Origin of the sequence: Streptomyces sp. NPDC057963, assembly GCF_042887155.1 — a bacterium.
Classification (GTDB): domain Bacteria; phylum Actinomycetota; class Actinomycetes; order Streptomycetales; family Streptomycetaceae; genus Streptomyces.
This window is the reverse complement of the sequence record NZ_JBHVPX010000003.1, coordinates 323,838-344,128: the sequence shown is the minus strand read 5'-3', so window position 1 is coordinate 344,128 and position 20,291 is coordinate 323,838. Positions and strand designations below refer to the sequence as shown.

Here is a 20,291-nt window from a genome sequence, read left to right as displayed (position 1 = left end):
GCCGCCCGGCACGCCGGTGAACCCCGGTCACCGTCCCTACGCTCGTGGCCGAAGGGATGTCCCGAGCGAGCCAGGACTCGTTCTTCGAAGGTCTTCCAATGATGTGGACGAAGCGAACCATGAAGCCTGCAGAAATGGTGTCCCGCAATCGATCCGGGCCGCTGGACGTCGTCGTCACCGGACTCCCGTCCGATGCGCACACCTGGAATCTCGTTTTCATCCAACTGCTGCTCGAAGACCTCGGACACGAGGTCGTCAATCTGGGCCCCTGCATCGCGGAGGACGAAGTCGTGGAGTCCTGCTGCAAGTACCGGCCCGATCTGCTCGTCGTGAGCAGCGTCAACGGACACGGCTTCCACGACGCCAAGCCCCTCATCGGGGCCGTGCGGGCCCGCTGGGAACTGGCCGGGCTGCCGGTCGTCATCGGCGGCAACCTCGGTGTGACGGGTGGTGAGGGAGCGGAGCGGCAGGCGCGTGAGCTGATGGCCGCCGGATTCGACGCGGTCTTCCAGGAAGGCGTCGCCCTGGCCTCCTTCGAGGAATTCGTCGGCGCGTTGCCCCGCGAGCCCCGAGCGGTGGCCCGGTGAACGGGCAGCCGGGTGTGCCGGGTGCGGTGACCGTCCACGGACGCCCCGCCTCCTTCGGCCGGTTCGTGGCCGAGGCACAGGCCCGCGGACGGTTGGTCGTCCAGCCCCGCATGGGTTTCTCCGACCCGGCCCGGATGCGCCGCGGACTCCTCGCCACCAAGGGAGCCTGCGACGCGGTGGCCGGAACCCTCACCATCGACAGCTACACCAGGGTCGCCGACGAACCGTCCGTCGTGCGCGCGCTCGCCGCCCGCACCCCTCTGAACGGATACCCGATCACCTCGTACAGCCCCCACACCTCCGGCTGGGTACTCGACGGGGTGCACGACGCCGGGTTCCCGGTCCAGGTGCGGCACGGTTCGGCGCGGCCGCAGCGGATCGTCGCGGCGCTCGGCCGACTGGGCCTGGACGCCACGGAGGGCGGCCCCGTCTCGTACTGCCTGCCGTACGGACGCACCCCGCTGGTGGACTCCGTACGCAACTGGCAGGAGAGCTGCGAGCGGCTCGCGGAGCTGCGGGCCACCGGTGCCGAACCCCACCTGGAGACCTTCGGCGGCTGCATGCTGGGCCAGCTCTGCCCACCCGGGCTCCTGGTGGCGATCAGCGCACTGGAAGCACTCTTCTTCCACCGGGCCGGGCTGCGCAGCATCTCGCTCAGCTACGCCCAGCAGACCAGCCCGGAGCAGGACACCGAGGCGGTGGCCGCGCTGCGGCGGCTGGCCGCCGAACTGCTGCCGGACACCGACTGGCACATCGTCCTCTACACCTACATGGGCCTCTACCCGCGCACCGCCGAGGGCGCCCGCAGCCTGCTCGAACAGTCCGCGGAACTCGCGGTGCGCACCGGGGCGGCCCGGCTGATCGTGAAGACGGCCGACGAGGCGCACCGCATCCCCACCGTCGCGGCGAACGTGGCCGCTCTGCGTACCGCGGCCGCCGCCGCGGACCGGGCCCGCCGCACCTCACCGGCAGTTCCTCCCCAACTGCCGGTCATGGGCGGGACACCGGCCGACAATGAGGTGTACGCGGAGGCCAGGGCCCTGGTCGACGCGGTACTCGGCCTCGACGCCGATCTCGGCCAGGGCCTGCTGAAGGCCTTCGAGCGCGGCTGTCTGGACGTCCCCTACTGCCTGCACCCCGACAACGCGGGCCGCACCCGGAGCCACATCGACTCCGCCGGTCGGCTGGCCTGGACCGAGACCGGCGCGATGCCCCTCGTCCGGGCCGCCGGGCGGGGCCCGCGGCTCACCGCGGCCGGCCTGTACGAGGCGCTCTCGTTCGTCCAGCGCCGGCACGACGGAGCATCCCCGTCCCCCGAACGTCCCGGGCCACCGGCACCGATGGTTCCCCGCCGGCCCGTCCGGCGGCACTTCCAGGAGGTAGCACCATGACCGTGACATCCGCCGCGACCGCGGGGGCGTCCGCCCCGTCCTTCCCGTCGTCACCCGACCAGCACCTGGGGCGGGAGGCCACCCGGGCCACGCTGCGGGTGCAGAGCCGGATGCTGGCCGCGACCCGCGAGCACCTGGCCGCACGCGGCTTCCAGGAGCTGCTGCCACCGCTGATCGGCCCGGTGACCGACCCCGGTACCCGCGGATCCAAACAGGTGGACGTGGACTTCTACGGCCACAAGTACAAGCTGATGACGAGTGCGATCCTCTACAAACAGGCGTCGTTGCCGGCCTTCGACAAGATCTTCTACATCGCGCCCAACGTGCGGCTGGAACCACTGGAGACGGCGGTGACCCACCGGCACCTCGCCGAGTTCCACCAGATCGACGTCGAGATCCGCGACGCCCGCCGCGACGACGCGGTCGCCGTCGCCGAGGAACTGGTGTCCGCGGTGGTGTCCGCCGTGGTCCGGGACATGCCCGCGGACCTCGAACTGCTCGGCCGGGACGCCGATGCCTTCCGCGAGGTGGTCGCCGGTTCCTTCGGCCGCATCAGCCACCGGGAGGCCACGGCCGATCTGAACGGGCTCGGCCACCCGCAGGACCCGGCCGCCGAGATCGACTGGGAGGGCGAGGAGATCCTCTCCGCCAAGTCGAGCCGTCCGTTCTTCGTCGTGGACTACCCCAAGGGATCGCGCGGTTTCTACGACCGCGAGGACCCGGCGGCACCGGGCATCCTGAGCAACTTCGACCTGATCGCCCCGGAGGGGTACGGCGAACTGGCCAGCGGCAGCGAGCGCGAGTACGACTACGCGACCCTGGTCACCCGGATGCGGGAGACGGGCGAGAACCCCGCCAAGTACGGCTGGTACCTCGACCTGGCCCGGCGCGGAATACCGGCCAGCGCCGGCTTCGGCATCGGTCTGGAACGCTTCACCCGGTACGTCACGGGCCGCAGCGCCGTGTGGGAGGCCAGCGCCTACCCGAAGCTTCCGGGCGTGGTGTCCGCATGAGCGGGCTGAGCGCCGCGGGATTTCCCGAGGAACGGGTGCGCGAGCGTGCCCGGCACGGCGCCGCGGCGGTCTTTCCCTCCCTGGACGGCTACGGCAGCGGGCTCCTCGGCGCCGACCCGGTCGCTCCGCACGCGGACGACCTGCTGGAACGGAGCCGGATCGTGCCCCCGGTCTTCATGCCGGAAAGGCTGAAGAAGCTCATCGAACTCGCCCGTGAGCCGCTGTACACCGACGTCGAACTCGCCACCTCCGTAGGCGGGTTCAGCTCCCGGCTGCCGCTGTACGTCTCGGCCTTCGGGTCCACCCGGGTCGCCAGCCACGACCTCGGCGAGGCGGCGGGACGACAGGCCGGCGGGCTCGGCGTGCCCCTGGTGATCGGGGAGAACGTGGTCCCCGTCAACGGCTACCGGGCGGCCGCGGACACCGATGTCTCCCCGCTGCTCGGCCGGATCGCCGCCTACACGGCGGCCGCCGACGACGAGCACGGCGGGGTGGTCGTCCAGCAGTCCACCGAGGACGCCGACGCCGAGGTCTGGAACCTCGTCTACAGCGACCCCGTGTCCGAACCCCTGCTGGCCACCGGGCGACTGGCCTTCGAACTGAAAGTGGGCCAGGGAGCCAAGCCGGGCCTGGGCGGGCTGACCGTACTGAGCAGGGAAGCGGCCGCACGGGTCGCCGAGCAGTACGCCGCCGACGACGTGTTCGGCGCGGACAGCGACGCGGTCCTGCGGATCAGCAGCCCCGGGACGTTCACACAGGAGATCCTGCGCCAGCAGATCCGGCTGATGCGGAACAACTTCCCGCGGGCCCGGGTCTGGGTGAAGCTGCACCCCGGCCGCGACGTGGCCGAAGCCGCCGCCACCGCCTGGGCCGCCGGGGCCGACTCGGTCACCGTGGACGGTGCCGAGGGAGGCACGGCCTGGGCCCCGGCCTGCTTCCTCGGCCAGGTCGGGCTGCCGCTCGGCGAGGCGCTGCGACGGATCGGCCCGAGCGGCCACTGCCTGCTGGCCAGCGGACGGATCTGGGAAGGCACCCGTGCGGTCAAGGCGCTCGCCCTCGGCGCCCGCGCGGTCGGCCTCGGCCGCGCGGCCCTGATCGCCGTCGACGAGGACCGGGAGCACGGACTGCGCCGGACGGCGGAGGCCCTCGCTCTGGAACTGCGCCTGCTGATCAGCGCCGTTGGCAAGTACCACGTCGGCGCCCTGGCACCGGAGGACCTTCTGCTGCCGGCGGAGGCCGCCCGAGCCGGGACCGCCTGACCGGGCGTCGCCGTGACGCGCGGTGTCCGGCCCGCCCGCGGCGACGGCACAGGCCCCGGGCTCCGCCGGCCGGTCGTCCCGGCAGCGGCAGCGCCCCTCCCCGTGGCCCTGCCGGAGCGTGCAGATCCGATCCACGAGAGGTGCCAGATGACCGAGCCCCGAGCCGATCAGGTGTTCCCCGCCCTCGCCCCGTGCACGGCCGTGAAAGGCCCCTTGTCCGCCCCGGCCGCAGGCCACCTGCCCCGTAGAGCCCGTCCGGGAAGGGGCGGGCGGGGTGAGCCGGGATGAGGAGGGGGACCTTCGGGCCCGCTCCGGACGAACTGTTCGCCGCGCAGGCCGGCCGGACACCCGATGCGCTGGCGTTGGTGTTCGAGGAACAACGGGTCACCTACGCCGAGTTGGAGACGTGGGCCAATCGTCTGGCCCGCCATCTGACGCAGGCGGGCGTGTGGCCGGGCGATCTGGTGGCGATTCACCTGGAGCGGTCGCCGTACCTGGTCGCGGCTCTGCTCGCCGTACTGAAGTCGGGCGCCGGATACACGGTGCTGGATCCGCAGTTCCCCGCCGAGCGGCTGAACGGCGTGCTGGAGCAGGTCGAGCCGGTGGCGCTGCTCACGCAGACCCACCTGGCCGCTCTCCGCACGGATGCCGTGGTGGTTGATCTGACCCGTGCGGTGGTTGCGGTGAGCGCGATGTCCGGCGCGGCGATCGAGACGGGCGAAGGCCCCCTCCCGGCGGTGTGCGTGGTGCTCGCGCCGGTCCCGGACGAGGGGACGACGGGGGTGATGGTGTCCCCCCGCGCGACGGCTGCCGCTCTGTCGGCGGCCGGTTGTCCGGACTTCGGACCGCGGACGGTGTTCCTCCAGTGTTCGCCGGTGTCGGGCGACGCGTTCGAACGGGAGGTGTTCGGGCCGTTGCTGCACGGCGGCACGTGTGTGCTCCAACCGGGGCAGCGCCCGGATCCCCAGCAGATCGACGAACTGGTCGAGGCCCACGGGGTCACCTCGTTGCAGATGACGGCGAGCCTGTACCGGCACATGGTGAACGAACACCCGGCGGTGTTCGCCAGGGTCAGGGAGACGATGACCGTGGGGGAGCCGTCGTCGCCGGAGCCTTGCGCCCAGCTGCCGACGGGCCGTCGGGCGATGCGTCTGGTGCGCGGATACGGTCTCGTGGAGTCGGCGGGGATCACTGCGGTGTCGGCTGTCCGCCCCCGGGACGCGGCCGCCGGACCGGTCCCGATCGGTACCCCGGTCGCCGGCAAGCGCGCGTATGTGCTCGACGGCGCCCTGGAGCCCGTACCGCCTGGTGCGCCCGGGGAGTTGTACGTGGCCGGCCAGGGACTGGCGTACGGCTATCTCAACCGGCCCGCGCTGACCGCCGAGCGGTTCGTGGCCGACCCGTACGGCCCGTCGGGCTGCCGGATGTACCGCACGGGCGATCTCGCGCGCTGGAACGACCTGGGGGCGCTGGAGTATCTGGGCCGGGCGGAGTAGCAGGTCGAGCACGGGACGCCGCTCCGGGGCGAGGCCCCCGCGAGCGACCCGCCGCTGTTCACCGCTGATCCGGTGGAGCCGTTCGATGCGGTGGCTCCTGACCACCTCGCCGGGCCGCCGGCAGATCCGCCCCCGCCGCACACCTCCGGGCGGAGCACCGACATCCCGCCGAGCCGGCCCCGTCCCGCCCCGGCCCGCCGGGATTTCGCCGCCGAGCCGGATCCCTCCCGTCCCCGCCGGGCCTTCGCCGCCGACCGCCGGGGCCGTCGCAGGGGCGGCGGCCCCGCCTGCTCTCGGGCCCACCGCCTGCTCTCGGGCCCACCGCCCGCTCTCGGGCCCACCGCCTGCTCTCGGGCCCACCGCCCGCTCCCGGGCCCACCGGCCGGACCGGGACCGTCCGGTCCACCGGCTCGAAGCCGCCCGCAGGCGGTCGCCGTGCGGAACTGCCCGCATCCTGCCGCCGGAGCAGCCGGATCCGGCTCTGCGGGATCCCTAGCCTGAGCAGCGTCCGCACGTCCGGTCAGGCCTCCGCGAGCGGTCCGGCCCCCAGAGGAAGTCAAGGGACATGGTGGATCAATCCGACTGGCGCGTCGGCGTCGCTTCCGCTCCCATACATCACGGCGAGATTCTCCAGGGCGTGTTCCCGCACGACGGCGGACTCACCCGGGGCCTTGTCACCCTTCCCTGCACCGTCCACATGACCCATGCCACGTTCGTGCCCGCCCCCGGCACCGACGTCCGTGTGTCCCCCGCCTGGAAGACCAAGGCCCGGCGAGCCGCCCAGCTGGCCGTCGACTCGGTCGCACCCCCCGGCCACAAGGTGGGCGGGTGCCTCGAACTCAGCGGCGACGTGCCGCTGTGCCGCGGCTTCGGCTCGTCGACCAGCGATGTCCTCGCCGCCATCCGGGCGGTGAAGGACGCCTTCGCCGACCCGCTGGGGCCGCAGGAGGTGGCCCGGCTCGCCGTAAGGGCCGAGACCGCTTCCGACTCCCTGATGTTCGACGAGAGCGCGGTGCTCTTCGCCCAGCGGGAGGGGGAGGTCATCGAGGACTTCGGCTACCGGCTGCCGCCCGTGCGGGTGCTCGGCTTCGGATCCCGGCCCGAGAACGACAGCCGGGGCGTGGACACACTCGCGTTCCCGCCCGCCCGCTACGACCGCGGGGAGGCCCGGCTCTTCGCCGACCTCCAGGTGATGCTCCGCGAGGCCATCCACACCAAGGACGTGGCGCTCATGGGTGCGGTGGCCAGCGGGAGCACCGAGATCAACCAGCGGTACCTGCCCATCACCCGGCTCGACGGGATCCGGCACATCGTGCGTGAGGCCGGCGCCCTGGGCGTGCAGGCGGCCCACAGCGGAGACATCGCCGGGATCCTCTTCGACCGGGACGACCCCGAGGTCGAGAGCTGCCTCGCACACGCGCAGCGGCTTCTGCACAGTATCGGCATCCACGAGCAGTGGATCTTCACGACGGGTGACTGACATGACTACGACCACGATCGCCGGTGCGGCGAAGGTGCACGCCTCGGTGGTGGAAGCCACCGAACTGCCCCGCATCATCCAAGTGACCGAGAACCTCTACGCGGCCGCGTTCAGCCTGATGAAGCTGCTGCCCGCCCGCTTCATCATCGACCGGGCCGAGGCCGCCGGCCTGCTGACCCCCGGCACCCGCATCATCGAGACCTCCTCCGGCACCTTCGGTCTGGGACTGGCCATGGTGTGCCGGCTGCGCGGCTACCCGCTGACCATCGTCGGGGACTCCGCCATCGACCAGGACCTGCGCACCCGGCTGGAGATGCTGGGCGCCACCGTGGAGATCGTCGAGTACACCGGCCTTCCCGGCGGCATCCAGGGCGCCCGGCTCGCCCGGATCGAGGAGCTGCGCCGGGCGCACCCGGGCAGTTTCGTCCCCGGCCAGTACGACAACCCCGACAACCCGGCGGCCTACGAGTCCGTCGCCCGGCTCATCGGGGAGACGGTCGGTTCGGTCGACTGCCTGGTCGGACCGGTCGGCTCCGGCGGTTCCACCGGAGGACTCGCCGAGGCCCTGCGTCCCGCCGACCCGGCGCTGCACCTCGTGGGCGTCGACACCCACGGGTCCGTCATCTTCGGAACCTCCGAGAGCAAGCGGACACTGCGCGGGCTGGGCAGCAGCATCCACCCGGGCAACGTGCACCACACGGCGTACGACGAGGTGCACTGGGTGACAGCGGCCGAGGCCTTCCACGCGACCCACGAACTCTTCCGCGCCCACAGCCTGTTCATGGGTCCCACCAGCGGCGCGTCCTTCCAGGTGGCGTCCTGGTGGGCGGCGCGCAACCCGCGGAGCAAGGTCGTCATGGTGCTTCCCGACGAGGGCTACCGCTACCAGTCGACCGTCTACAACGCCGCGTGGCTGGACGAGCAGGGCATCGTGCCGGCGGCCGGTGCGGCGGGCCCGGTCCTGGTCCACCACCCGCTGGAGGCACCGCCCGCCTGGGCGCGCCTGGTGTGGGCGCGCCGGAACTTCGACGACGTGATGATGCCGGGAGCGGAAGCGTGAACACCCCCACACTCGTACTGGTCGAGTCCAACACCACGGGTACGGGGCGCCAGTTCGCCCAGCGCGCCCGGGCCCACGGCGTGGAACCGGTGCTGTTCGCCGCGGATCCGGGCCGCTACCCGTACATCGCCACGGACGCGGTCCGCACGGTGGTCGTCGACACCACCGACCCGGAAGCGCTGGAGGGCGCGGTCCGCGCGCTCGCCTCCGAGGTGCCGCCGGCCGGTGTGCTGTCGAGCTCGGAGTACTTCGTGGCGGCCGCCGCCGCGCTGGCCGCCCGCACCGGGCTGCCCGGCCCGTCCGCCGAGGCGGTGGCGGCCTGCAGGGACAAACCGACACAGCGCCGGGTCCTCGCCGGCGCGGGAGTCCCCGTCCCCGGATTCTCGACGGCCGCCGACGTGTCCCAAGCGGTTGCCGCCGCCCAGCGGCTGGGCCTTCCGGTGGTCGTCAAGCCGGTCCGGGGCTCCGGGAGCCTCGGTGTACGGCTGTGCGCCACGCGGCGGGAGGTCGCCGAGCACGCCGAGGTGCTGCTGGCCGCCACGACCGACGAGCGCGGTGCCGCCGTTCCGTCCCGGATCCTCGTCGAGTCGTTCCTGACCGGCCGGGAGTTCTCCGTCGAGGTGTTCGGCGACCGGGCGGTCGCCGTCGTGGCCAAGCGGATCGGGGCGCCCCCGGTGTTCGTCGAGACCGGTCATGACGTCCCGGCCGCGCTCACCGCGGACGAGGAGGAGGCGCTGACGGACAGTGCGCTGCGCGCGGTCGCCGCGCTCGGACTCGGGTGGGGCGCCGCCCACGTGGAGCTCCGGCTCGACGGCCGGTCCGCCCGGGTGATCGAGGTCAACCCGCGGCTGGCCGGCGGCATGATCCCCGAGCTGGTGCGCCGGGTCACCGGGATCGACCTGGTGGGGGACCAGGTACGAGCGGCCCTGGGACTGCCGCCCGGGCGACCGGCGCGCCCCGAGGCGGACGCGGCGGCGATCCGGTTCCTGATCGCCGGTCGTGGCGGGGTGCTGGCCGACGCACCCGGACTGGACGCCGCGCGCGCGGTGGCCGCCCGGTCGCCCGGTGTCGCCGATGCGGCGCTCTACCGCCCGCCCGGCGCCCCGGTCGCCCCCGCCGAGGACTTCCGGGGCAGGTTCGGCCATGTGATCACCACCGGAGCCACCCCGGACTCCTGCGCACTGGAGGCCGAAACCGCCCGTGACGCCCTGCTGTCCGCCGTGGTCCTCGCCCCCGAGACCGCCCTCCCCGCCGTCCGGGTGGTGACCGTATGAGCGGCGTGGACACGGGACGGCTCCGTACGGGCCTCCACGACGAGGCGCACGCCATCGTCTACGACCAGTACCTCTCCGGGCCCGTCACCGACGGTCTGGTCTCCGAGCTGCGGCTGATCAGCGAAGTCGACCGGGCGCACCTGGTGATGCTCGCCGAACGAGGCATCGTCCCCGCCGGCACGGCCGCGGCCCTGCTGAAGACCATCGCGGACCTGCGCGCGCAGGACTTCGACGCGGTACGCGAGCGGCCCATGCCCCGCGGGGTGTATCTGGCGTACGAGGGGTGGCTGACCGAGCGGCTCGGCGAGGAGACCGGCGGGGTGCTGCACACCGGCCGCTCCCGCAACGACCTCAACGCCACCACCGTGCGCCTGAGGGCGCGCGCCCCCTACCGCCGGCTGCTGGTCGAGACGGCCGGGCTGGCACGTGCGCTGCTGGACCGTGCGGAGGCGCACCAGGACGTCGTCATGCCCGCGTACACCCATGGCCAGCCCGCCGTGCCCCTCGGCTACGGCCACTACCTGGCCGCGGTGGCGGGGGCGGTGCTGCGCGGTCTCGGCGGCCTGCTGGAGGCCGGACGTGAGCTGGACGTCAACCCGCTCGGCGCCGGCGCGGTCGGCGGGACGTCCGTGCCGATCGACCCTTCGCGCACGGCCCGGCTCCTCGGCTTCACCACCGTCGCACCCAACTCGGTCGACGCGGTCGCCTCCCGCGACTTCGTGCTGCGGTTGCTCTCGGCCGCATCGGTGCTGGGCATCGCCCTCGCCCGTACCGCCAAGGACTTCAGCACTTGGACATCGGAGGAGTACGGGCTGCTGCACATGGCCGACGACCTCGTCGGATCCAGCTCGATGATGCCGCAGAAACGCAACCCGTTCCTGCTGGAGCACATCCAGGGCCGGGCCACGGCGAGCCTGGGCAGCTTCGTCGGAGCCGCCTCGGCGATGGCCACGGCCGGTTACACCAACGCGATCGCCGTCGGCACGGAGGCGGTCCGCCAACTGTGGCCGGGGCTGCGTGCCACCACGGACGCGGTCACCCTGCTCAGGCTCGTGGTCGCGGGCACCGAGCCCGAGCGGAACCGGATGACCGAGCGGTGCGTCGACGGTTTCACGTCGGCGACCTATCTCGCCGAACGCCTCGTCGCGGACGGCATGCCGTTCCGCGCCGCCCACCATCTGGTCGGCGAGACCGTCCTTGCCGCGCTGGACGGAGGCGATCCGCTCGCCCACGCGGCTCGCAGCCACCCCGGCGTCGCCCGCGCCGCCGCCGGCTACGCCGACGACTGGCTGGCGCCCGGGGCCGTGGCCGCGGCCTGCGCCCACGGCGGAGGCCCCGGAACCACGGGCGCCGGGATTGACCTGCTGCGTTCGGAACTCGACACATTGGAAGCAGATGTGACGGAACATCAGGTACGTTGGGACGGAGCGGCCGAACTGCTGGCCGCCGCGACCGAGAAGCTGGCGGGGGAGGGGTAGCAGCAGACCGACCCCGGCGCCCCGGGGGCCATGGGGTGCACAGCGCCCACCGGGTACGCCGGTTCGGCCCGGCCCCATGGCCCCGATGGGCAGCTGTGCGGCCCCCGGTGCGCCCCGCGGCCCATCAGCGGTGCTGCCTCCCGCCCGCCCCGGCCGGATCGCGTCCTGCCGCACCCGACGCCCCGTCCGGCGCCTTTCGCCGTCAGCCGCCGAGCGCATGCACCTCGCTCAGGATGGCGCGCATCTGCGGTCCCGACTTCTGGGCGTAGTCGCTGCCCGTGTAGCCCCACCAGTCCCAGCAGCCCTGGGGATTGCCGCGCAGGAGGCTGATGTCGGTCTGCGGATAGAGGATCACCAGGTTGTTGGTGTCGGCGTACTCGTTGAGATGGGACTCACGGGCGAACCGGTCGCCCACGAACTTGTTGTCGCTCATGCAGCCGTGCAGCGCGACGACCAGCTTGCACGCGGCCCCCGCCGCGCAGGAGTCCGGCGTGTAGAGGAAGCTGCTGCTGCCCATGCTGTACCACTGGGCCAGACCGCCGGGCACGTACCGGTTCTGGTCGTGCCGGCTGACCGTGCCCGACTGTGTGGCGGCCGGTGCGTTCACCTGGCCCAGCCAGTGGCCGAGCATCTCGCCCTGCGGGTCGTTGCCGCAGTTGATCAGGAACGGGTAGAAGGTGGTGCCACAGCTCAGCGGGGCGTTCGGAGTGGGCCAGCCGTGCCCTGCCGGATCGGTGTCGTGGTACGCGATCCGGGCCCCGAAGTCCCGGTAGAGCTGGACGCCTTCGTCGCTCACCGACGTCCGGACGAGCGGGTCCTTGGTGCCGTGGTACGTATAGACGGGCTTGCCCGCCAGGTTCGACGCGGGGTCGATCCGTCCCTCGGCCGACCAACGGCGGACGATCTGCTCGATGCCCTCCGGATCGGTGGAGATCAGCCCCGTACCACAGGCGATCAGGCCGACGATGATGCCGCCCTTGCCGCAGTAGTACGGACCCGCGGCGACGATGCCCGCGCCCTTGAAGGTGCCGGAATAGGCCACCTGGAGCTGCGAGGCCATGAATCCGCCGGAAGAGATTCCGGTGACGTACGTATCGGTGATGTTGAGCCGGGGAAGGCCGGGTTCGCCCGCGTGGGCGGGGGCGGTGAGCCCCAGGGTCGCGGCCAGGGCGGCGGCCAGGGTGACGGCGGCGGCCCGCAGGGAACGGAGTTTCATCGTGCGCTCTCCTTGGCTGGTGTCCGTTCGGGGAACGGGATCGGAAGTGGGGGGTACGGAGACGGACGGGGCCATGGTTGGCCGCGCACCGCCCTGCGGGAAATGGAGGTGTGCCACGTCGTCGACGGGTGAGGAGTGGAGATTCTCTCCGTCGCCCGGTGTGCGCGGCGGCAGCGGTGCGGTATCACTGGCCGGGTGACGACGACGCCAGCGACCACCGGTGCTCTGCTCCGCCTGTTGCGCGAGGAGGCGGACGAGGCGGACTTCCGTGCCGTTGCCGCCGAACCGCAACTCGTCGACGAGGCCCTGGAGATACGTTCCAGACTCGCGGCCCACCGCCGCCGGGAGGCAGCGCTCGCCGCGCTCTACGAGACCGCCGGCGACCTCGCCTCGCTGCGCGACCTCGAAGACGTCCTGCAGGCGATCGTCAGCCGTGCCCGCACCCTCATCGGCACCGATGTCGCGTATCTGCTGCTCTCCGACCCGGAGGAAGGAGACACGTACGTACGCGTCACCGACGGCATCACGACGGACGGGTTCAAGACCGGCCGGCTCGCCGCCGGCACCGGACTCGGCGGGCTGGTCGCCGCGACCGCCGTGCCGTACCACACCGCCGACTACCCCAACGACGCCCGCTTCGCGCACACTTCGTACGTGGACGGCGTCATCGGGGCGGAGGGGCTGGTGGCCATCCAGGGCGTGCCGCTCAAGTTCGGCGACCAGGTGTACGGGGTGCTGTTCGCCGCCAACCGCCGGGTGCGGCCCTTCTCGCCGGACGAGGTCGACCTGCTCATCTCGCTCGCCAACCACGCCGCCCTCGCCATCGAGAACGCCACGCTCTTCGAAGAGGTCCGCAAGACCGCCGCCGTCCACGAGCGGCTCACCGACGTCGCCCTCGACGGCGGCGGCCCCACGGGGCTGGCCACGGAACTCGCCGACGTACTGCGCGGCAGCGTCCTCGTCCTCGACGCCCAGGACCGGCCGCTCGCCTCGGCCGGCGACACCCCGCCCGAACCCGCGGACTTCGCACGGGAGATGGCGCAGGCCCGGACCCGCCGCGGCTCCGCGTCCCGCGGAACCGTCTGCGTCACCCCGATCGCCGCCGCCGACGAACACCTCGGCACGTTGCTGCTGGTGCGCGGCGGACTCGACGCCTCCGACATCCACGCCCTGGAACGGGCCGCCCAGGCCGCCGCCCTCATGCTGCTCGGTGAACGCACGGTCGCGGAGGCCGAGCACCGGCTGCGCGGCGAGATCCTCGAAGACCTGCTCGGCGCCCCGCACCGCGACCCCGAAGGGCTGCGCCGACGGGCCGCGCTGGTCGGCCTCGACCTGGAGCGCGACCATGTGGTGCTGGTGGCCCGGGGCGGGAACAACGCCAGGCGCCGCCGCGTCACGGAACTGGCGGGCGGCCATGCCACCCGGCTCGGTGGCATCGCGGGCGAGTACGGAGGCAACACCGTCGTCGTCCTGCCCGCCGCCGAAGACCCGGGCGGCGCTGCCCGTACCCTCGCCGAACTGCTGGCCGCCGGGATCGGACACCCCGTCACGGTCGGCGCAGAGCCCGCGGCACCCGGCGCGGCAGCCGTCGTCGAAGCACACCGCGACGCCGCCCGCTGCCTGGACGTACTGGTCGCGCTGGACCGTGCCGGTGAGGGCGCCTGCCGCGACGACCTCGGCATCCACGGCATCCTGCTGGGCCCCGCGGGCCGCGACGAACTGGACCGTTTCGTCCGCCGCACGATCGGCCCGTTGGTGGAGCACGACGAGACGCGCGGCAGCGACCTGGTGCGCACCGCGCTCACCTACTTCGCCTGCGACGGCAACCTGAGCCGTACCGCCACCGCCCTGTACGTCCACGTCAACACGCTCTACCAGCGCATCGACCGGATCTCGGCGCTTCTCGGCCCCCGGTGGCGCCGCGGCGACCACGCACTGCAGGTCCACCTGGCCCTCACCATGCGGCGAACGGCCGGGTGACGCTCCGACGAGCTCGTGCGAAGGGTCCCACCACCCGAGCAGGCTTTACCACCTGCACGTCCGCGTCGTCCCGCCACGTCGTCCCGCGTTTCGAAGGCCCCGCCCCGCGCGCACGGAAAGCAGGGCTTCCACAGCGGGCGGGGCGGGCGCTCGGGGGCGGGGGAGCGGTGGGCGAGTCGCTCAGGACTGCGTGTCCGCCTGCGTCATGGAGCGGACGGCGTCGGCGATGGTGCTCCTGTAGAGGCCCAGCTTCGGCCTGAGCACCTTGGCGCCGGAGCCGAGCGGGAAGTTGAGCGTGGCCGCGTTGGGCATGTGGTCGCCGTCGGCCAGCACGTTCATCTCGTCGATTCCCGGTACGGTCCCGGTGGTCGCGCCGCTCGGGTCGAGGTCGATCACGGCGTAGGCGGTGTGTCCGGCGTGGACCGGGTACGCGGGTGCACCGCCCAGCCCGCCGGGGACCAGCGGCAGGACGTCGTGGCTGTGGTCCGGGGCATGGGAGTTGCCCAGGCTGACCCGCGGGTGGTAGCTCAGGCCGCAGGCGCTCGCGCCGGTGTTGCGCACCTTGATCACGCGCTGAGTGGGCGCACCCGACCGGCCGGTCACGCGCACCGAGAGCTTCTCGATGGCGCACGGGTGCTTGTAGGCGTAGCTGTCGGTGTCGTTGTTGCCACCCGCCTCGGCGGTGCGCGTCCTCACGGCGGCCGCCTGCACGGCGCCGGTGCCCTCGACGGCGCCGCCGGTCTTCACCGACGCCGTGGACTGCGAAGACCCGACGGAAGCAGCCACCGGTGCGGAGCCGTTCGCCGGGCCGGCCTCCTTCGTGCCGGTGCCCTCCGCGCCGCACGCGGTGAGTGCGAGAGCAAGTACGGCGGTGGCGGCGGCGCCGAGGACGGTGGCGCGGTTGCGGTTGTGGAACGTACGCATGGAGATCTCCCCCAGGGTCGAGGTGTGACAGGGAATCAGGTCCTGTGGCGGCACCCGCCCTCGACCTGCTGACAGCCATCATTCTCCGAGCCGGCGCTCACGTCCTGCTGCCGCGCCGCCTACGTCCCGCTGACGTCCGCCAATGCCCGGGGACGGCTTCCCCGCGCAGCCCCGGCGTCCGCGTCCCCCCGGTCACGCGCAGGCGCGTCGCTCTCCGCTCCTGCACTCCGGACAGGAATCCGGGCAGGCCCTTCCTGGGGCGTGACGTCGTCCCCGCGGCCGGCGCGAGACCCGGCCGGCCGCTCAGGAAGCGGTCGTCCTGCACACGCTCGCACCCTTGAACTCCGCCGCCGGACCGGTTACTTGGCTCCCGCCGGTATGCGACGCCCCGAGGGCCGGGGGTGAACGGTGCCGCGCAGGAGCTGACGATCACGAAGCACAGCCCCGCCAGGAAGACCTTGCGCGTGCCCACGAGGTCCGCGATGCGGTCCATGGCCGGGGCGTGGACCGACGACGTCAGGCACAACGAGGTGACGGGCCAGGAGACCGACCGCCCCGCGCCGAAGTCCTCGCGGATACCGATATGAGGGCCACGGCGATCACCGTGGAGTTCAGCGACTGGAGCACGGCCCCGAAGGCCACCGACATGCTGCATGACGACATGGCCGACATCGCGGCCGGCCCGGTCCTCGACTTCGCCGCCATCCACCGCGGCCTCCCCGTCACCGTCACCCAGTGACCGCGCCGCCGGCGACGGCGCGTCCCGCCGGGGCCCGGCAGGCCGGGAAGGCGGCCGACCGGGTGACGCGCCCGACCCCGCGGCGCCGGGCTGTCAACGGCGTGTGGTCTCATTCATCAACACGGGGACGACGCGGACTGATTTCTGCCGGAGCTCCTGCGAAATGGTCGGGCCGACCGACACGGAGTGCCCCGCCGAGCCGCCGCCAGCCCGCTCGTTTGAACGGGACGGCGGCGCACCGGCGCGCCGCGCGGACCGGGCCAGGGCGTACGGGCCGACGGTTCCTGGCGTCAACACGGCGCTACCCGGTTTGTCGCGTCCGACGTAAAAAGGTGGAAAGCGGGTAAACCATCGAGGCGCGTACGGCATCCTCCCTGGCGTGATGAGCCTGACGGGGACACCTTTCTTCCTGGCCACGATCGCGCTGGCCGTAGTCACCCTGCTGATTCCCCTACTGCTGTGGGGCCGGGTACGCGGCCCCGCCGTGCTGCGCGGCGCGGCCCGCCTGGTGATGGTCGTCCTCGCGCAGGCGGCGGCCGTGCTGAGCGTCTTCGTGATGGTCAACAACACCAACGGTCTGTACGACAGCTGGGCCGACCTGCTCGGCACCGGACACCACATCGTCGCCGCGCCGGACCTCGGACGCGACGGACTCGGAGATCGCAAGCGCCTGGCGAGCGAGCCGAAGACCGTTCAGAAGTTCAGCCCGATGCACGATCCCCGGATCGGCCCGGGTGTCCGCGTCACCCAGCTGCGAGGCCGGGTGTCCGGGGTGCGCGGCGAGGTGTACGTATGGCTGCCGCCGCAGTACGACCAGCCGGCCTTCCGGCACCGGAAGTTCCCCGTGGTCGAGCTCCTCGGCGGCTTCCCCGGATCGGCGCAGGCGTGGTTCAGCAGCCTGCGGGTGCAGTCGCAGCTGGAGGGCGGAATGCGCACGGGGAAGATCGCCCCGTTCATCCTGGTGGAGCCGCGGACCAACCTGCTGGCGGGCCAGGACACCGGGTGCGCGAACGTGCCGGGTGTCGTGGACGCCGAATCGTGGTTGAGCGTGGACGTCCGGCAGATGGTGACCGACACCTTCCGCGCGCAGAGCCGTGCGAGGGGCTGGGCGGTGGCCGGGTACTCGGCCGGCGCACACTGCGCCGTGAAGATGGCGCTCGCCCACCCCGACCGGTACCGGGCCGCCGTGGGCCTCTCCGGCTACAACGACCCGGCCGCCGAACGGGTCTCCCTCACGGGCCGGGACCCGGAGCTGCGACGGGTCAACAACCCGCTGTGGATCCTGCGCCACGCCACCACCCCGCCGCGCGTCGCGCTCTACCTCTCGGGCGGGCGCAACGACGGCTACCGCGACGGCCTGGCGCTGCGGCGGGCGGCGGTGTCCCCGACCCGGGTGGCGGTGGCCGAGGTGAGCGGGCCGCACACCACCGGGCTGTGGAAACGCCAGGTGCCGTATGTCTTCCGCTGGCTGACGGCGGAAATGTCTCCCCACGCGGGCCGGGCCGCTCCCGCGGAGGGCGTCTGACCGAGGGGGCCCGACGGGATCGGGGTGCCCTGGTACGGCGCGGGGACCGGCTGCGGTGAGCCCGTTGGCGAGCTCGGGCACGACCGGTGCCGCACCTGCCCGGCCGCCCGGTTCGACGACGGCCCCGCGAGTGCGCCGAGGTGCGCCCGATGCGCCGGGAGCCGGGGCCTGGGCGTCGGCAGGGCGGGCGGCGCGGGATGCAGGTGCCGCCCGTGCTCCGTAAGCTGGGTTACGGCCACGGCGGACCGGGCTTCACACCTGCCGGCTGCGCACAGTGCATTCGTGCGGCGATCGCGGCGGCCACCGCTGTGGAAGCCCGCATCGCCGCTCGGCGTCACGCCGGGCGCCGGACCAGACGTTCAGTGACGCATCGCCGCCGATGCCCTTGAAGCGTGGAGCCATTCATGACCACACCGAGGGACCTTCTGATTGCCGCCATGGACATGTCGACCAGGCGTCCTGTGGAGCAAGGCAATCTGTCGCTGGCGCTCGCGGGAGCCGAGGTGATCGATCTCCTGGGTGCCGAGGCCATCAGGCTGGACGGCGATCGGATCGTGCCGGGCCACCCGCCGGCGATGGCTGATCGCCTGTTGGACGAGGCCGTGGCGTCGCTCGTCCGAGAAGCACCGTACGAGACGCTCGACGACTGGCTCTGGCGCAGAGGCCGCGGCCTGGCCGCGGCCTATCTGGACGCTCTTGAGGCGGAAGGGCAGCTCACTCGGCAACGGCACTCCCGTTGGATACCGTCCCTGACCAGCCAGATGGTGTTGGCCGATTCACCCGATCGCCGCGAGGCGGCTGGCCGCTGGGCGTCCGGCGAGCCCGTCCTCGCCGCCCTTGCGGCGGCCGTCGGGATACGCGACAGGCCGGCCGGCGACTCCCCGGGCGTGGCCGACGACGCGGTGGAGACGGTGCTCGCCGCCGTTGATGACGCGCTGAGGGACCTGGAGTTCCAGCGGCAGCGGCGAGCCATCGACGACGCGGCCTTCGACAACATCTGGCGAGGCGGATGACGCAGGCGGGGCAGTGCCGCCGACCGCGCGGCGACGGGCGCCCGGAAGGGGTGAACGGGCGCCTGGAGGAGTGGACGGCGCGCACCGGCTCTCGGCAACGGCCGGGAAGGCTTGTCGGATACGTACAGATCCGGCAGGGGCGGGCGGAAGGCTCGTCGGAGGCCGCCGACCCGAGGGCCTCGGCGGCCGGTCGGTCGGTACTGCGAGGCCCCGCCATCCTGCGGCTGCGACACATACCGGCGCGGGCAGCCGTGACACGTACCGGCCGTGACACGTACCGCTTCGAGAGCGACGGGGCCGATCCGGCCCCGAACGGCCGACCTGGGACCGACCCGGCCAGTAGCCCCCACAACGACCCCGAGTGCGCCTCCGAGACAGGTCATGACGAACGCTGATTCCAGAACAGACGCCGCATCCTCCGGTGCCACGCCCGCGGTCAAGCTGACGCTCCTGACACTGACCGCGATGGTCGTCGGCTCGATGGTGGGCGCCGGGGTGTTCTCCCTGCCGCGTCGCTTCGCGCAGGAGACCGGGGTCGCCGGGGCGCTCATCGCATGGGCGGTCGCCGGCGTCGGCATGCTGATGCTCGCCTTCGTCTTCCAGACGCTCGCGGTGCGGCGCCCCGACCTGGACGCCGGTGTGTACGCGTACGCCAAGGCGGGGTTCGGCGAATACCTCGGCTTCTTCTCGGCCTTCGGCTACTGGGCCAGTGCCTGCGTCGGCAATGTCACCTACTGGGTTCTGATCATGTCGACGATCGGGGCGATCGCGCCCGCCCTCGGTGACGGGGACACAGCCCTCGCCGTGGTCCTGTCGTCCGTCGGCCTGTGGTCGTTCTTCCTGCTGATCCGGCGAGGCGTGAAGGAGGCGGCGGCGATCAACAAGATCGTGACCGTGGCCAAGATCGTCCCGATCCTCGTCTTCGTGCTCCTCGCCCTGTTCTTCTTCAAGCCGTCCGTGTTCGCGGACAACTTCCGGGGCGCCGACTACGCGGGCTCGCTGTTCAACCAGGTCCGCGGCACGATGCTCGCCACGGTGTTCGTCTTCCTCGGCGTCGAGGGAGCGAGCGTGTACTCGCGGCACGCCAGGCGCCGGGAGGACGTCGGACGGGCCACCGTCCTGGGCTTCCTCAGTGTGTTCGCGATCTTCGCCTCGGTGACGATCGTGTCGTACGGACTCATGCCGATGAGTGAGATCGCGGAACTTCGCCAGCCCTCGATGGCGGGCGTCCTGGAGGCGGCGGTCGGCACCTGGGGCAAGGTCTTCGTCAGCGTCGGCCTCATCGTCTCCGTCCTCGGCGCCTATCTCGCCTGGACCCTGATGGCCGCCGAGGTGCTGTTCGTCGCGGCCAAGGACGACGACATGCCCCGCTTCCTCGGGCGCTCCAGCGGTGACGACGTGCCGGTCCCGGCCCTGCTGATGACCACGGCTCTCAGCCAGGTCGTCCTGATCGTCACAGCCTTCTCCGACGACGCGTTCAACTTCGCCCTCGACCTGACGAGTGCTCTGAGCCTCATCCCCTTCCTTCTGGCCGCCGCCTTCGCCGTGAAGATCGCTCTCGGGGCGCAGCGGGAGAAGGCGGTGGGACGCGGTACACGACGGGAACCGGTCATCGCCGTCCTCGCCACCCTCTACACGGCATTCCTTCTTTACGCCGCCGGCCTGAAGTTCGTCCTGGTCTCCTTCGTCCTCTACGCGCCCGCCACCTTCCTCTTCGTCAAGGCCAGGCGCGAGCAGAACCGGCGTCTGTTCTCCCCGGCCGAGGGAGTCATCTGCGCCGTGTCGGTTGTCGGCGCCGTCGTGGGCATCGTCGCCCTGGCCGCCGGCTGGATCGAGCTCTGAACCGGCCGACCGGT

17 protein-coding genes are annotated in these 20,291 nt (G+C 72.4%); 15 read left to right on the top strand and 2 right to left on the bottom strand.

Annotation, left to right across the window (positions count from 1 at the left end; all coding sequences use genetic code 11):
* The first annotated feature begins 119 nt into the window (after window positions 1-119).
* From ACFVT1_RS08605 to argH, 9 genes are all read left to right on the top strand, one after another.
* Entirely contained in the window at window positions 120-587 is a 468-nt protein-coding gene (locus ACFVT1_RS08605) for a cobalamin B12-binding domain-containing protein (RefSeq protein ID WP_389793630.1), read from the top strand.
* Complete coding sequence (locus tag ACFVT1_RS08600) at window positions 584-1,978, top strand: methylaspartate mutase (RefSeq protein ID WP_389793629.1); 1,395 nt, start codon at window positions 584-586, stop codon at window positions 1,976-1,978. Before ACFVT1_RS08605 ends, ACFVT1_RS08600 begins: the two co-directional genes overlap by 4 nt.
* Window positions 1,975-2,991 carry an asparagine synthetase A gene (locus tag ACFVT1_RS08595; RefSeq protein WP_389793628.1) on the top strand — a complete coding sequence of 339 codons (1,017 nt, stop codon included), beginning with the start codon at window positions 1,975-1,977 and terminating at the stop codon, window positions 2,989-2,991. The genes ACFVT1_RS08600 and ACFVT1_RS08595 overlap by 4 nt, the downstream gene beginning before the upstream one ends.
* Complete coding sequence (locus tag ACFVT1_RS08590; protein ID WP_389793627.1) at window positions 2,988-4,250, top strand: glutamate synthase-related protein; 1,263 nt, start codon at window positions 2,988-2,990, stop codon at window positions 4,248-4,250. Before ACFVT1_RS08595 ends, ACFVT1_RS08590 begins: the two co-directional genes overlap by 4 nt.
* Before the next feature lie 284 nt (window positions 4,251-4,534).
* Window positions 4,535-5,746 carry an AMP-binding protein gene (locus tag ACFVT1_RS08585; protein ID WP_389793626.1) on the top strand — a complete coding sequence of 404 codons (1,212 nt, stop codon included), beginning with the start codon at window positions 4,535-4,537 and terminating at the stop codon, window positions 5,744-5,746.
* Between the two features lie 565 nt (window positions 5,747-6,311).
* Window positions 6,312-7,226: a kinase gene (locus ACFVT1_RS08580; RefSeq protein WP_389793625.1), complete on the top strand. Its 915-nt coding sequence runs from the start codon at window positions 6,312-6,314 to the stop codon at window positions 7,224-7,226.
* Window position 7,227: 1 nt separating this feature from the next.
* Window positions 7,228-8,286, top strand: coding sequence for a PLP-dependent cysteine synthase family protein (locus ACFVT1_RS08575; protein ID WP_389793624.1), 1,059 nt, complete (start codon window positions 7,228-7,230; stop codon window positions 8,284-8,286).
* Window positions 8,283-9,560, top strand: a complete 1,278-nt coding sequence (locus ACFVT1_RS08570; RefSeq protein WP_389793623.1) for an ATP-grasp domain-containing protein — start codon at window positions 8,283-8,285, stop codon at window positions 9,558-9,560. Before ACFVT1_RS08575 ends, ACFVT1_RS08570 begins: the two co-directional genes overlap by 4 nt.
* A complete protein-coding gene (argH, locus tag ACFVT1_RS08565) occupies window positions 9,557-11,038 on the top strand; it encodes an argininosuccinate lyase (RefSeq protein ID WP_389793622.1) in 1,482 nt (493 codons plus the stop codon). Before ACFVT1_RS08570 ends, argH begins: the two co-directional genes overlap by 4 nt.
* Window positions 11,039-11,240: 202 nt before the next feature.
* On the opposite strand, the gene ACFVT1_RS08560 is transcribed toward argH, so the two are convergent.
* Window positions 11,241-12,254 carry a hypothetical protein gene (locus tag ACFVT1_RS08560; protein ID WP_389793621.1) on the bottom strand — a complete coding sequence of 338 codons (1,014 nt, stop codon included), beginning with the start codon at window positions 12,252-12,254 and terminating at the stop codon, window positions 11,241-11,243.
* A gap of 195 nt (window positions 12,255-12,449) precedes the next feature.
* Between ACFVT1_RS08560 and ACFVT1_RS08555 the strand changes: the two genes are divergently transcribed.
* A complete protein-coding gene (locus tag ACFVT1_RS08555; RefSeq protein WP_389793620.1) occupies window positions 12,450-14,234 on the top strand; it encodes a helix-turn-helix domain-containing protein in 1,785 nt (594 codons plus the stop codon).
* Window positions 14,235-14,414: 180 nt separating this feature from the next.
* Here the strand turns inward: ACFVT1_RS08555 and ACFVT1_RS08550 are convergent, their stop codons facing one another.
* The gene (locus ACFVT1_RS08550; protein WP_389793619.1) at window positions 14,415-15,158 is read right to left on the bottom strand and encodes a DUF4232 domain-containing protein; all 744 of its coding nucleotides are present in this window, start codon (window positions 15,156-15,158) and stop codon (window positions 14,415-14,417) included.
* Window positions 15,159-15,622: 464 nt separating this feature from the next.
* Here ACFVT1_RS08550 and ACFVT1_RS08545 point away from each other — a divergent pair, with 464 nt between their 5' ends.
* The 5 genes from ACFVT1_RS08545 to ACFVT1_RS08525 all read left to right on the top strand — a co-directional run bounded on the left by ACFVT1_RS08545 (window position 15,623) and on the right by ACFVT1_RS08525 (window position 20,277).
* Window positions 15,623-15,745 carry a hypothetical protein gene (locus ACFVT1_RS08545; RefSeq protein ID WP_389793618.1) on the top strand — a complete coding sequence of 41 codons (123 nt, stop codon included), beginning with the start codon at window positions 15,623-15,625 and terminating at the stop codon, window positions 15,743-15,745.
* Entirely contained in the window at window positions 15,742-15,897 is a 156-nt protein-coding gene (locus tag ACFVT1_RS08540) for a hypothetical protein (protein ID WP_389793617.1), read from the top strand. Before ACFVT1_RS08545 ends, ACFVT1_RS08540 begins: the two co-directional genes overlap by 4 nt.
* Window positions 15,898-16,279: 382 nt before the next feature.
* Window positions 16,280-17,422, top strand: coding sequence for an alpha/beta hydrolase (locus ACFVT1_RS08535; protein WP_389794066.1), 1,143 nt, complete (start codon window positions 16,280-16,282; stop codon window positions 17,420-17,422).
* Between the two features lie 404 nt (window positions 17,423-17,826).
* A complete protein-coding gene (locus ACFVT1_RS08530; RefSeq protein ID WP_389793616.1) occupies window positions 17,827-18,435 on the top strand; it encodes a GPP34 family phosphoprotein in 609 nt (202 codons plus the stop codon).
* 381 nt (window positions 18,436-18,816) lie between these two features.
* A complete protein-coding gene (locus ACFVT1_RS08525) occupies window positions 18,817-20,277 on the top strand; it encodes a basic amino acid/polyamine antiporter (RefSeq protein WP_389793615.1) in 1,461 nt (486 codons plus the stop codon).
* Window positions 20,278-20,291 lie beyond the last annotated feature (14 nt).